This window comes from Pseudomonas sp. KH_040 (assembly GCF_057839305.1).
On sequence record NZ_CM174487.1, the window covers coordinates 354090 to 367521 of the forward strand.

The 13432-nt window shown below is 58.6% G+C and carries 13 protein-coding genes and 1 tRNA gene; 7 read left to right on the forward strand and 7 right to left on the reverse strand.

Translation table 11 applies throughout. From position 1 onward, the window contains the following. Positions 1-74 precede the first annotated feature (74 nt). The 6 genes from AC3IUF_RS01595 to AC3IUF_RS01620 all read right to left on the reverse strand — a co-directional run bounded on the left by AC3IUF_RS01595 (position 75) and on the right by AC3IUF_RS01620 (position 5957). Entirely contained in the window at positions 75-1154 is a 1080-nt protein-coding gene (locus AC3IUF_RS01595; protein ID WP_489280178.1) for a hypothetical protein, read from the reverse strand. A 581-nt stretch (positions 1155-1735) separates the two neighbouring features. Continuing rightward, positions 1736-1811 (reverse strand) — tRNA-Phe (locus AC3IUF_RS01600). Between the two features lie 104 nt (positions 1812-1915). Then, complete coding sequence (locus AC3IUF_RS01605; RefSeq protein WP_016772129.1) at positions 1916-2188, reverse strand: oxidative damage protection protein; 273 nt, start codon at positions 2186-2188, stop codon at positions 1916-1918. Further along, positions 2185-3252, reverse strand: a complete 1068-nt coding sequence (gene mutY, locus AC3IUF_RS01610) for an A/G-specific adenine glycosylase (protein ID WP_489280180.1) — start codon at positions 3250-3252, stop codon at positions 2185-2187. Before mutY ends, AC3IUF_RS01605 begins: the two co-directional genes overlap by 4 nt. Further along, the gene (locus tag AC3IUF_RS01615; RefSeq protein WP_489280181.1) at positions 3249-5474 is read right to left on the reverse strand and encodes an AsmA family protein; all 2226 of its coding nucleotides are present in this window, start codon (positions 5472-5474) and stop codon (positions 3249-3251) included. Before AC3IUF_RS01615 ends, mutY begins: the two co-directional genes overlap by 4 nt. A 78-nt stretch (positions 5475-5552) precedes the next feature. Continuing rightward, positions 5553-5957: an acetyl-CoA sensor PanZ family protein gene (locus AC3IUF_RS01620; protein WP_489280183.1), complete on the reverse strand. Its 405-nt coding sequence runs from the start codon at positions 5955-5957 to the stop codon at positions 5553-5555. A 224-nt stretch (positions 5958-6181) separates the two neighbouring features. Between AC3IUF_RS01620 and AC3IUF_RS01625 the strand changes: the two genes are divergently transcribed. The 7 genes from AC3IUF_RS01625 (at position 6182) to AC3IUF_RS01655 (ending at position 12000) form a co-directional block, all read left to right on the forward strand. Further along, positions 6182-7846 carry an OFA family MFS transporter gene (locus AC3IUF_RS01625; RefSeq protein ID WP_489280185.1) on the forward strand — a complete coding sequence of 555 codons (1665 nt, stop codon included), beginning with the start codon at positions 6182-6184 and terminating at the stop codon, positions 7844-7846. Positions 7847-8110: 264 nt separating this feature from the next. Beyond that, entirely contained in the window at positions 8111-8704 is a 594-nt protein-coding gene (gene hisB / locus AC3IUF_RS01630) for an imidazoleglycerol-phosphate dehydratase HisB (protein WP_007909204.1), read from the forward strand. Further along, positions 8704-9342: an imidazole glycerol phosphate synthase subunit HisH gene (gene hisH / locus AC3IUF_RS01635; RefSeq protein ID WP_007909206.1), complete on the forward strand. Its 639-nt coding sequence runs from the start codon at positions 8704-8706 to the stop codon at positions 9340-9342. The genes hisB and hisH overlap by 1 nt, the downstream gene beginning before the upstream one ends. Continuing rightward, positions 9343-9603 carry a DUF2164 domain-containing protein gene (locus AC3IUF_RS01640; RefSeq protein WP_003220751.1) on the forward strand — a complete coding sequence of 87 codons (261 nt, stop codon included), beginning with the start codon at positions 9343-9345 and terminating at the stop codon, positions 9601-9603. Between the two features lie 42 nt (positions 9604-9645). After that, a complete protein-coding gene (gene hisA / locus AC3IUF_RS01645; RefSeq protein WP_007909210.1) occupies positions 9646-10383 on the forward strand; it encodes a 1-(5-phosphoribosyl)-5-[(5-phosphoribosylamino)methylideneamino]imidazole-4-carboxamide isomerase in 738 nt (245 codons plus the stop codon). 9 nt (positions 10384-10392) lie between these two features. Next, on the forward strand, positions 10393-11163 hold the full coding sequence (gene hisF, locus AC3IUF_RS01650) for an imidazole glycerol phosphate synthase subunit HisF (protein ID WP_007909211.1): 771 nt from the start codon (positions 10393-10395) through the stop codon (positions 11161-11163). Positions 11164-11244: 81 nt separating this feature from the next. Beyond that, positions 11245-12000, forward strand: coding sequence for a substrate-binding periplasmic protein (locus AC3IUF_RS01655; protein WP_007909212.1), 756 nt, complete (start codon positions 11245-11247; stop codon positions 11998-12000). Here AC3IUF_RS01655 and AC3IUF_RS01660 read toward each other — a convergent pair. Continuing rightward, on the reverse strand, positions 11981-13357 hold the full coding sequence (locus AC3IUF_RS01660; RefSeq protein ID WP_414895007.1) for a Vps62-related protein: 1377 nt from the start codon (positions 13355-13357) through the stop codon (positions 11981-11983). The genes AC3IUF_RS01655 and AC3IUF_RS01660 overlap by 20 nt on opposite strands. Positions 13358-13432 lie beyond the last annotated feature (75 nt).

The window sequence follows — 13432 nt, forward strand, 5'->3', positions numbered from 1 at the left end:
ACATTTTCCCTTTTATAGTTATTGGCCAGCCATTTACATGACTGGCCATTCAACAGCTTTGCGTACAGCGAGTTTCAGCCCTGTATCAGCAGCGGATCGTCTGAAATGACAATCGGGGACGAGTACTTCGACAGACCGAAGATGCGCACCAATACACGTCGATTGTCTTTGATGACATCGCGACAATGCAGGGCCCGGACGTTATTGATCACCATGGCCGACTCTTGCGTCAGTGTGTATTGAACCGGTGTTGCTCTACCCACGCTTTGGCAAAGTGCGGAATAAGCCTCTTTGACAAAGTCCGAGGCGTTGTCGTTGACGGAAAAACGGTACGAGTTGAATCGCGCGGCGAATCCGACGTTGTCATCGAACTCCAGAATCGAAACATTACGACCGTCTTCGCCCTTGCCGTTGACGAAAGAGTCGCTGCGGGTGAACTGGAAGCTGCCCGTTGTGAGTGCGAGGCATCCGGTGACGCCGATTTCGTCCAGCAGGGGCGGCAACGGAATCACCGAGGTGGGCTCCAGGCCTGGATTCCACAGCGCCGACAGGATCAACGACGATGGCGAGGGCGAATGCCCGTCTTGCGCGTTCACAGCGCACCAGTACGGCGCTTCGGTGTGCGGGCCGAGGGCGAGACCGGAATGGGAGCTGAGTTCTTTGATTTCCGGTTCGTCATTGATTTTGGTCAGTCCACCGCCCTTGAAGTTGGCGACGAGACGGACCAGTTTGCCTTCGTTGTCCATGTCGTAGGCAAAGGAGCTGTTATCCACCAGTTTCAACAGAATCTGATTACGTGCCGCCAGACACAGTACGTCGTGACGATTCTCCAGAGCGGCCAGGTCGGGCAGTTCATCCGGAGGGCTGGTGTCGGTGACTTTTTGCATCCCCTCAAAAATCAGCAGGGAAACCAGGCCGTCGGAATAAGCGCCAAGCAGTTCGCATTGATCCTTGGAAAACGAAAACTTCAACTCAGTCGCTGCCAGCGAGGCTTTGGACTTTGCGCCTGCGGCTTGTGGCCCGCCGATGGCTGCCAGTTCTTCAGAGAAGGTGTGCAGCAGCGTTGCTTGTTGCGTATCAAAACTGAAAGTTCTGACTTCCTGTTCAACTAAAGACTCAACGGTTTTATAAGTGTGTTGTAGGACTTCGGTCATTGTTTACATCCCTGTCGTATCGGCTCCCTTTGTATTTTTTTGTGGGAGCTGTTGGCTGTTTCGATGATGCAATGCGTGCCGAGCGCACGCACAGATCCGGACGTGGGCGAGTTGATACAGGTTTGATTTTTTCGCGAGGGCACAGGGCGCTGTGACGCGACAGTTCAAACAAGTGTTGAATGCCGGGTCAGTGTTTGCTGTCGCTTGCCTGACAGTTGAAACAACAGCAGATGACCTGCGCTGAGGTCTTGTCCTCCATGACAACTTTCTGAGGGGGCTTGGTTCTGCGAGCGATCCTGCTCGCAGACGCAACTCTCCTGCTGCCAGCAATAACCTCAGTAGGTTCCGAGGGTTCCGGGGCGCGGAGTGCGTTATTTGAGTAATGCGTTAAATGCCGGTCATCAGGACTGAAGTACGCGGCGATTATTTTCGACAGTCAGCAATGACCTGCCGTAAAAAGCTGACGGAGCCTAACATCAAAATAATGGCCAGCAAAAGCACTGGGAGAGGGGTGAGGTGTGGCTCAGCAAATCGCAGGCATAAAAAAACCCTGAATCTTGCGATTCAGGGTTTTCGGTATTTGGTGCCCAGAGACGGAATCGAACCGCCGACACGGGGATTTTCAATCCCCTGCTCTACCGACTGAGCTATCTGGGCAACGGGGCGCATTAAAAGGGTTTTTCGGATTTACGTCAACGACTTTTTTAAAATTTCTTAAATTAATTCCGTCGCTTACGATCCGACCCCCGATTTTGCGGGGTTTACTCTGCGGGCGGAACGTAGCCTTCGGCCTTGGCGTATTCCTCGCCGGAGAAGTACTTGTCCATTTCGCCCTGAAGATATTTGCGGTCTTCGGCGTTCATCATGTTCAGACGCTTTTCGTTGATCAGCAGGGTCTGGTGTTTCTGCCAGTCAGCCCAGGCCTTGGCCGAGACGTGGTCAAAAATATCCTGACCTTTAGCGCCCGGGAAAGGGGCGCGTTCCAGCGCGGGCAATTCTTCTTTGTACTTGCGGCACATTACGGTGCGGGTCATGGCGACTCTCCTGCATTCAAGACGGCGGCCGCGCGTTCGAGCAAGGTTTTGACCGGGGCGGCGAGGCCCAGGCGCGGCGGGGTGGCGAGGTTATACCAGAGCCAGTCGGCCTCGGCCACGTGATGGGCGGCCTCCTGTACCTGAACCAGCCAGGGTTCGATGGACAGCTGGAAATGGCTGAACGTGTGGACAAGGCTTGGCAGCGCCTGCTGCTCGCCCATGGTCAGCGAGTGCTGAGCGGCGAGATGTTGCAGATCGTCGAGGTCATCGAGTTCCGGCAGGCTCCACAGGCCGCCCCACAAACCGCTCGAAGGGCGACGGTAAAGCAGAATTGCACCTTCGCCGTTGGCGAGCATCGGCATCAGCGTGCGCTTCTGCGGGATGGTTTTGCGCGGCTTGGGAATCGGGTAGCGGGTCTCGAGGCCGAGCATGTGCGCTTCGCAACCACGCTCCAGCGGGCACAGCAGGCAACTCGGCTTGCTGCGCGTGCAGAGTGTGGCGCCGAGATCCATCATCGCCTGGGTGTAGGCGTTGACCCGATCGTGCGGCGTAAAGCGCTCAGCGTTGGCCCACAGCTGTTTGGCGACCTTCGGCTCGCCGGGATAACCCTCTTGCGCAGTAAAGCGCGCCAGCACGCGTTTGACGTTGCCGTCGAGAATCGGCGCGCGCAGGCCCATGCTGATGCTCGCAATGGCGCCAGCGGTGGACAGGCCAATGCCTGGCAGATCGGTGAGCTTTTCGACGTCACGCGGAAACTCGCCGCCGTACTGGCTGACGACAATCTTCGCGGTCTTCTGCAAATTGCGCGCGCGGGTGTAGTAACCCAGCCCAGTCCACAGGTGCAGCACCTCGTCTTCCGGCGCTTCGGCCAGCGCTTCAACCGTTGGCAACGCGGCCATGAAACGGTCGAAGTAATTGAGCACGGTGCTGACCTGGGTTTGCTGCAACATGATCTCTGACACCCACACCCGATACGGGTTGATGTCTTGCTGCCAAGGCAAATCGTGGCGGCCGTGGCGGTCGAACCAATCCAGCACCGCCGTGGAAAACTGCTCCGCTCTCATCGCTTGAACAGCCCCTTCAATGCGTTTTTCAGTTCCGGGCTGACTTTGTCACCCAGTTTTTCGTCGATCTTTTCACTGAGCTTGTCGCCGGCCAGTTTGGTCGCGACCTGACCGAGGCGATCGTTGTCGACGCGGCAAGCCTTGGCGCCCAGCTCCAGCGGGCCACGGCAGCGCAGCGGCCATTCGACACCGACGAATTTTTCGCCGACCTGACACGCTGGATCCGGCATGGCGCTGGTGTCGCCTTCGACGATGATGCCGACGCGATAGTCCATGCCGAGCACGCGCAGGTCGATGTCGCCATCACCGTTGACGGTCATGCCGGGGATGCGCACTTTCAGATCCGGGTTGCTGGCGATGCCGTTGCGGAAGGTCAGGTTGCCCTTGAGTTCCTGGAACGGCGTGTCTTTACCGCGTGGCTCGCCGCTGAGGGTTTTGCGGTTAAGCGTGGCGATGCCTTTGCACAATTGCTGCTCAAGGTTGGCGTTGAGCAGCACGCCGTTGTTGATCACAAAACTGGCGTTGCCGTTAAGCGTGTCGATCAATGCCTGCTGACTATTGCCGCTGCCGGTCACGTTGCTGGTGAGGGTCACCAGACCTTTGACGGGCGGGTTCTTGCCTTGGCTCTCGAGAATTTTTTCTACAGGCACGCGATTGAGTCTGGTCTGCAGATTCACTACTGGCGCGTTCGGGCGCACATCAAGTGTGCCGTTGGCTGCGAAGCCGCCGTTGTACAGTTCACCGCTCAGGTTGGTCAGAGTCAGCAAGCCGCCTTGGCCGGTGGCTTTCAGTGCGGCGTTTTGAATCGGCAATTTGTCGAGGGTCAACTGGCCGAAGGTCAGGTCGGCGTCCACGTCGAGTTTGGCCAGGCGTTCAACCGGCAACAGGCGCTCGGTGCTCCAGGCGGTTTTGCTCGGTTTGTCCGGCAGAGGCGTTGAGCCAGCACCGGCCATGGCATCGGCCTCGGTGCTGGCGACTTCGGCCTGACGCACTTGTGTGGCGCTGTTGGCTTGCGCCGATTTCGGCGGCAGGTAGCGGTCGACGTTGAACGTGTCAGCCTTGAGCACGGCGCGCAGCGATTGCTTGGCGAAGTCTTCGACAGCGATGCGGCCGCTGAAGCTGCTGTCGTCGAGTTTCAGGTTGATGTTGTCGAAGGCGACGCTGCTTGGCGTGGCCGCCACGCGGCTGACCAGTTCGACCTTGCTCAGACTGCCTTCGGCCATGGCCGGGAGTTTCTGACCGATGCTGTCGACGAACTTCGCCAGATCGAACTGGGCGATGGAGATACCGCCGGTGATCTGCGGAGTCTTGTCGAGGTCGTTGGCTTTCAGTTCGCCCAGCGCGCGCAACTGGTTGGCGGAAATCTTGATGCCGGTCCATTCGGCGACGTTCGCGGCTTTATCCAGTAACAATTGACCTTGGGCAGCGAAGGTCATGGTCTTGCCTTGCAGCGGATCGCCAGCCAGTTCGCCAGAGAGCTTCATATCCTCGAACTTGTAGCGTTGCAGGGCGCGCTCGATGCGCAACTCGCCGGTGAGTTCGGTGCGCACGCGCAGAACCGGCTGGTTGGTGCCGAGGAAGGCAGTGGCTTTCACCGGAATATTGGTCGAGTCGTGAACCGGACCGGTGCTCAGCTGGATACTCTCGGCACTGAACTGCTTGCCGGTCTTCTCGTCGTTGTACTCAACGCGGGCGTTGTTGACGGTCAGGCTATCGATGTCGAGGCGGATCGGCTGTGGTGGCTTTTCCACCGCAACAGGGGTTTCGCTGGCCGGTTGGCCTGCAGTAGCGGCTGGCGGCGTTGCTCCGGCCGGGGCCGGCACCTTGCCGATGTCTTCCCAGTTGCCGTGGCCGTCCTTGTCGCGGTTGAGGCGCAGGTTCAGGCCTTCGACGCGCACATCGCTCATCTGCACTTCGCGGCGCAGCAGCGGCAGCACCCGCACTGACAGACCGAGCATCTGCAAATCGGCAAACGGTTCGGCAGGTTTGACCAGGGTGGCGACGCTGGCCTCGTGCAATTCCAGGCCAAGCCACGGGAACAGGCTCCAGCCGATATCGCCATTGAGCGTCAGCTCGATGTGGGCCTTGTCACGGGCTATCTGGCGGATCTCGTCTTTGTAATCGTTGGGATCGAAGAGGTGGGTCAGGGCAAAACCTGCCGCCACAATGATCAGCAACAGCCCGAGAAGTACCAGACCCAGGATTTTGCCGAACGCTTTCATGGGCGAGTCCTTGTAGTTAGTCGAATTCGTAATTTAGCCGGGGAGTATAGCGCTGCAATTGCCCGGTTCGTTGTGACGTCATGTTGCCAGGACGTCCAGCGGTATCTGCAACCTGGCGGCGAGTGCTTGCGCCTCGGGATGTTCCACAGGGGCCAGCAAGCGCAGTTCAGCCCCCGCTTGCGACGCCATTTTCTGCGCTTGGTTCACCAGTCTCTCGGCGACCCCACGGCGACGGGTAACTTTTCGCACGCATAAATGGGACAAGTACCAGACGTCTTGATGCCTTTGCAGAATGCCGGCGCCCAGCAAGCGGTCGTTGAAGCGGCCAGCAATAAAAGAACCGTCCGCGAGGGCACCTTCAATCAGGTCAGCCTCCTCGGAAAATGGCGCGAACAGCCATTCTGGCGCATCGCGATAAATCTTCTGCAAATCCTGCTGATCCTGATAACTGGCGTCTTCCAGGGCTTGGACAATGATCGGCATGGCGCTTTCCTGAGTGGTACGAGAACAGATGACATAAAAAAGGTGATATCAGTTTGGTTTTTCTGTCACGTGCAAATGGTAACCTTCGCCCGTTCGTCCGTCCTTCTGCGACTTAACGTCGCGCCTTCAAGGAGCTTCACCCAAAAAAACGGTCATGCCTGCGTGCATAAAGGCCGGGGGTGAACAGTGGCTGGCGAACCATACTAATAATTGGGGGATACACAATGAGCACGAGCATCACGGCGGACGGCTTCAAAGCCGATCAGCCCGCGTTCCTGTCCAAGGAACGCATCATCGCCAAGCCCGGTTTCAACCGTTGGCTGGTTCCACCGGCCGCTCTGGCCATCCACCTGTGCATCGGCATGGCCTACGGCTTCTCGGTGTTCTGGTTGCCGCTGTCCAAGGCGCTGGGCGTTACCGCTCCGGTGGCTTGCGCACCGGACATGAGCTTCATCGCACAAGTGTTCTCGTCGCAATGCGACTGGCCGATCTCCATGCTCGGCTGGATCTACACGCTGTTCTTCATCTTCCTCGGCTGCTCGGCAGCGATCTGGGGTGGCTGGCTGGAACACGCAGGGCCACGCAAGGCTGGCGTGGTATCGGCACTGTGCTGGTGTGGCGGTCTGCTGATCTCGGCGCTGGGTATTTATACCCACCAGATCTGGCTGATGTGGATCGGTTCCGGCGTGATCGGTGGTATCGGTCTCGGCCTGGGCTATATCTCACCGGTCTCGACCCTGATCAAGTGGTTCCCGGACAAGCGCGGCATGGCCACCGGTATGGCAATCATGGGCTTCGGTGGCGGCGCGATGGTCGGTGCACCGCTGGCGACTGCGCTGATGAGCCACTTCGCTTCGCCAACCGGTGTCGGTGTCTGGCAAAGCTTTGTGGCCATGGCCGCGATCTACTTCGTGTTCATGATTGGTGGCGCTCTGGCTTACCGCGTGCCGCCAACCGGCTGGAAGCCTGAAGGCTGGACCGCTCCGGCGAAGAAAGCCTCGAACTCGATGATCACCCACCGTCACGTGCACGTGAATGTGGCGTGGAAAACCCCGCAATTCCGTCTGGTGTGGCTGGTGCTGTGCCTGAACGTATCGGCCGGTATCGGCATCCTCGGCATGGCTTCGCCACTGTTGCAGGAAGTGTTCGGCGGCAAACTGCTGGGTGTTGATGTGCCGTTTGGCCAGCTCGATGCCGGCCAGTTGGCTTCGATCGCGGCGATTGCTGCCGGCTTCACCGGTCTGCTGAGCCTGTTCAACATCGGTGGTCGCTTCTTCTGGGCTTCGTTCTCGGACTACCTGGGTCGTAAAAACACCTACTTCGTATTCTTTGCGCTGGGTTTTGCCCTGTATGCGCTGATTCCGAACATGGGCCATCTGGGCAACGTTGCGCTGTTCGTGGCGGCGTTCTGCATCATTCTGTCGATGTACGGCGGCGGTTTCGCCACTGTGCCGGCTTATCTGGCTGACCTGTTCGGTACGCAAATGGTCGGCGCGATCCACGGTCGTCTGTTGACCGCTTGGGCTGCCGCTGGCGTGCTCGGCCCGGTGCTGGTGAACTACCTGCGTGAATATCAGTTGAGCATCGGCGTTGAACGCGCTGCCGCTTACGACATCACCTTGTACATCCTCGCCGGTCTGCTGGTGCTGGGCTTCCTGTGTAACCTGCTGGTGCGTCCGGTGGCCGACAAGTACTTCATGACCGACGCTGAACTGGCTGCCGAACAGGCGCTGGGCCACGACAAGGGTGCTGATGCCAGCACGGTTCTGGAGTGGAAAGCCGCGCCGGGCAGCAAGCCGCTGGCAATTGCTGCGTGGTTGGTGGTGGGTATTCCGTTGGCGTGGGGTGTGTGGGTGACCCTGCAGAAGACGGCGGTACTGTTTCACTAAGTAAAAACGCAGTACCCCTGTAGGAGTGAGCCTGCTCGCGATAGCGGTCTGACAGTCACAGAAATGTTGATAGTCAGGCCCTCATCGCGAGCAGGCTCACTCCTACAGTCGTTTTTGGGGTACCTGTAATGGCTTGTATGGACATGTCTACCCGCGACAGCCGGGCGTTCTATCCGTCAGCCATCTCACCTCTCGTGTTTCTGTTTCGGCCCCGCGTGCCTATAATGGCTGCCTTTTTCGCCCAATGATTTTGCGGAGCTGGTGATGGCCGAACGTAAGGCGTCTGTCGAGCGCGACACTCTGGAAACCCAGATCAAAGCCTCGATCAACCTTGATGGCACCGGAAAGGCCCGATTTGATATCGGTGTTCCTTTTCTTGAGCACATGCTGGATCAGATTGCCCGTCACGGGTTGATCGACCTGGATATCGAATGCAAGGGCGATCTGCATATCGACGACCACCATACGGTGGAAGACGTCGGTATCACCCTCGGCCAGGCATTTGCCAAAGCCATTGGCGATAAAAAAGGCATCCGTCGCTACGGTCATGCCTACGTGCCGCTCGATGAAGCGCTGTCGCGCGTGGTCATCGACTTCTCCGGTCGTCCAGGCCTGCAGATGCACGTGCCGTACACCCGCGCCACCGTCGGTGGTTTCGACGTTGACCTGTTCCAGGAATTCTTCCAAGGCTTCGTCAACCACGCGCTGGTCAGCCTGCACATCGACAACCTGCGTGGCACCAACACTCATCACCAGATCGAAACCGTGTTCAAGGCTTTCGGCCGCGCGCTGCGCATGGCCGTCGAGCTGGATGAGCGCATGGCCGGGCAAATGCCATCGACCAAAGGCGTTCTGTAATGCAGACGGTTGCAGTTATCGATTACGGCATGGGCAACCTGCACTCGGTGGCCAAAGCCCTCGAGCACGTCGGCGCCGGTAAAGTGCTGATCACCAGCGATGCGGCGGTGATTCGTGAAGCTGACCGTGTGGTGTTCCCCGGTGTTGGCGCAATTCGCGATTGCATGGCAGAGATCCGTCGCCTCGGCTTCGACTCGCTGGTGCGGGAAGTCAGTCAGGATCGTCCGTTTCTCGGCATCTGTGTCGGCATGCAAGCCTTGCTCGACACCAGCGAAGAGAACGACGGCGTCGACTGCATCGGCCTGTTCCCGGGCGCGGTGAAGTTCTTCGGCAAAGACCTGCATGAAGACGGCGAGCACCTGAAAGTCCCGCACATGGGCTGGAACGAAGTTAAGCAGAAGGTCAGCCACCCGCTGTGGCATGACATCCCCGACATGGCGCGTTTCTACTTTGTGCACAGCTACTACATCGCTGCCGCTAACGCGCGGCAGGTGGTCGGCGGCGGTCATTACGGTGTCGATTTCGCTGCGGCGCTGGCCGATGGCTCGCGTTTCGCCGTGCAGTTCCACCCGGAGAAGAGCCATACCCATGGCCTGCAATTGCTGCAGAACTTCGCCGCGTGGGACGGTCGCTGGTAAATGGCTGCCAAGAAGTCCAAACCGCCGATCCTGACCCTCACTCCCGAGCAGGAGAACGAGGCCAATCGCAAGATTCAGCGGTTCATGGAAGACCGTTTCGAACTCGATCTGGGTTCGTTCGAAGCGGCGGAAATTCTTGAGCTGTTTACCCGCGAAATTGCTCCGCACTATTACAACAGGGCGATTTTCGATGTGCAGACCCACCTCAAAGAGCGGTTTGAAAGCATCGAAAGCGACCTGTGGGCGCTCGAGAAAAACTGATTTCCGAGCCAAGCTGAACATTCAAATTTGAAGGTTTGCCAGATGCTGATTATTCCCGCTATCGATCTTAAAGACGGTGCCTGCGTACGTCTGCGCCAGGGCCGCATGGAAGATTCCACAGTGTTCTCCGATGACCCGGTGAGCATGGCTGCCAAGTGGGTGGAGGGCGGTTGCCGCCGTCTGCATCTGGTCGATCTGAACGGCGCTTTTGAAGGCCAGCCAGTCAACGGCGAAGTGGTCACCGCGATCGCCAAGCGCTATCCGACTTTGCCGATCCAGATCGGCGGCGGCATCCGTTCGCTGGAAACCATCGAGCACTACGTCAAGGCTGGCGTGAGCTACGTGATCATCGGTACCAAAGCCGTTAAAGATCCGGCCTTCGTCGCTGAGGCCTGCCGCGCGTTCCCGGGCAAGATCATCGTCGGTCTGGATGCCAAAGACGGTTTCGTCGCCACCGATGGCTGGGCTGAAATCAGCACCGTGCAGGTCATTGATCTGGCCAAGCAGTTTGAAGCCGATGGCGTCTCCTCGATCGTTTATACCGACATCGCCAAAGACGGCATGATGCAGGGTTGCAACGTGCCGTTTACCGCTGCGCTGGCCGCTGCCACGAAGATCCCGGTGATCGCTTCCGGCGGTATCCACAATCTGGGTGACATCAAGTCGCTGCTCGACGCCAAGGCGCCAGGCATCATCGGCGCCATCACTGGCCGGGCGATCTACGAAGGCACCCTCGACGTCGCCGAAGCGCAAGCTTTCTGCGATTCGTACAAAGGCTGAGGACTGACCATGGCGCTGGCCAAACGCATCATCCCTTGCCTGGACGTGGACAACGGCCGGGTCGTCAAAGGTGTGAAGTTCGAAAACATCCGCGACGCCGGTGACCCGGTGGAAATTGCCCGTCGTTATGACGAGCAGGGTGCCGACGAGATTACTTTTCTCGACATCACCGCCAGCGTCGATGGCCGCGACACCACGCTGCATACCGTCGAGCGCATGGCCAGCCAGGTGTTTATCCCGCTGACTGTCGGCGGTGGCGTGCGTACCGTGCAAGACATTCGCAATCTGCTGAATGCCGGCGCGGACAAGGTGTCGATCAACACCGCGGCGGTGTTCAACCCTGAGTTCGTCGGCGAAGCCGCGCAGCATTTCGGCTCGCAATGCATCGTTGTCGCCATCGATGCGAAGAAGGTCTCCGGCCCGGGCGAAACCCCGCGCTGGGAAATCTTCACCCACGGCGGGCGCAAGCCAACCGGCCTCGACGCGGTTGAGTGGGCGAAGAAAATGGAAGGCCTCGGCGCTGGCGAGATCCTGCTGACCAGCATGGATCAGGACGGCATGAAAAACGGCTTCGACCTCGGTGTCACCCGCGCTATCAGCGATGCGCTGGGCATTCCGGTGATCGCTTCCGGCGGTGTCGGTAACTTGCAGCATCTGGCCGACGGCATCCTCGAAGGCCACGCCAGCGCAGTCTTGGCGGCGAGTATTTTCCACTTCGGCGAATACACCGTTCAGGAAGCCAAGGCCTACATGGCCAAACGCGGCATCGTGATGCGCTAAGCTCAAAATCGATACAGGCCAGTGGACACCATGGCGCACCCAAGGCACTCTTGGGCACGCCATGGATTCCGGTAGCCCGACATGATCAAACGCCTGCTTCTTGTTCTCGCCAGCGCCTCGATGTTGTTCATCAACACGGCCCGCGCCGAAACCAGTCCCGACACCGATCTGGTGCTCCTCACCGAAAATTTCCCGCCGTACAACATGGCGAAAGATGGCAAGAACTTCGCCAAAGGCGAGAACATCAATGGCATCGCCGCCGATATCGTGCGCGAGATGTTCAAGCGTGCCGACGTCACCTATAGCCTGACCCTGCGTTTTCCATGGGAGCGTGTCTATAAGCTCGCGCTGGAAAACCCCGGTTATGGCGCCTTTGTGATGGCGCGCTTGCCGGACCGCGAAAAACTCTTCAAATGGGTTGGCCCCATCGGTCCTGATGACTGGATCATGCTGGCCAAGGCTGACAGCAAGATCACCCTGGAAACCCTCAATGACGCGCGCAAGTACAAGGTCGGTGCCTACAAGGGCGACGCAATTGCCGAGACACTGACCAAACAAGGCCTGAAGCCGATTGTGGTGCTGCGCGATCAGGACAACGCGAAGAAACTGGTCAATGGACAGATTGATCTGTGGGCTACCGGCGATCCTGCCGGGCGCTATCTGGCTCGGCAGGATGGGGTCACCGGCCTGAAGACCGTGCTGCGCTTCAACAGTGCCGAGTTGTACCTGGCGCTGAACAAAGATGTCTCCGACGAAGTCGTCGCCAGGCTTCAGGCTGCGCTGGATCAGTTGCGCAAGGAAGGTGTGGTCGACGAAATCATGGCGCGCTATCTATAGCGACAGCCAGGTCCGGTGATTGCTGCGCGCTAGCGTTGGCGTCATCGATGTGCGGTGCTGCCGGGGTGTCTGTCGTCAGTGGCGGGCACCCACTGACGACCTCGACGGATTCCGGCGGATATTGCGTCAACAGAACGCTGGAATCATCGGTGTAACCAAAGTCGACCGCCACTTGAGTGCCGTCTTCCCGTACCAATTCGTAATGGCTCTGCAGCTGATAAACCGCGACGGCGGTTTGCTCCGGCGCCATGACAATCACCACTTGAGGTCTTAGCTCGTTCCAGCCGCTGGAAGACGTTTCGGTGTGGGTCAAAGTCTTCGGCAGGCAGGCTGAGAATTTTGTAATGCGGATATCACTGAGAGGCACGGTCGGCCAGGCTTTGACGATTTCAATGGCGGTAAAACGATGGAACATACGCATCGTCACCGCGTTTTGCGAACGTGGCGCGGTCCATTTGACGGCCCGATACTTGTCCGATTCATTGTGCTCGTGACCAATGAGCACGTATTCGTCAGTTCTTTTCAGTTCGTAGTAGGGCGAATTGCGAAATTGTTCGCCGGAATGAACATGATCTCGCACTGCAAACCATGGCAGCCGGGCAATCTGGGTGACTGTGGCGGGTTCGCGTGCGGCGGGCTTCGCGTAGCCGGTGAGGGTTGGAATTTGCGGCGATGCGCTGACTTGCAGCGGGATTTGCATGCGCAAGCCGTAAGCCGTTGAAGGCGCAGCAGGCTTGCTGTAGCCCTGGACGCCCACGAAGGTGCCGGGTGCAAAATGGATGTCGCCTGCGGCGGCAGTCGACGGTTCGATGCCAAAGGCGCTGAAACTGAGCTTGGCACCGCTGCCCTTGTCATTCCAGATCAGCTCGCCGACGTTCGCTGCGATAACCAGGTCGAGCCTGACGCAGCGTACCGAGTTCAACGAAGGTTTGTAGTGATCGTTGGAGCACACCAGCCCCAATGCGACGTAACCGACAGGGGCCAAAGGTCGCCAGATCGACATGCGCGTGACACTCGGCGCTCCGGTTTCTTTCCAGACCAGTTCAAAATCGACAGGGCGGGCCAGTGCCTTTCCGTTAGGGCTTACGGCCCCTTTCATATCTTTCTCGCAGACCACGGCGGCGACCATTTCGCCATTGATACTGGTGTCGCCGGGAATGAGCACATCGCCCAGCGGAAAGTAGCCTGGCAATGCATCCGGAGCAGGGGTGGGGCGCCAGAACGTGGCGGGTTTTGCTTTTGAACCGTTGGTGCTCCAGATCCGGTGAAACTCCGTGGTGAAGTTGATCAGCAGATTGTCCTGCATGATCGGTTCCATCTGCTTGGGATGCGCTGCGGTGTTGTCTTCGATAGTCATGATGATTCCTGATAGTTGAAAGCGACGCGAGGGCGTCACGACCTGTTGCAGGTCGCACTATCGGGAAAGGGGATG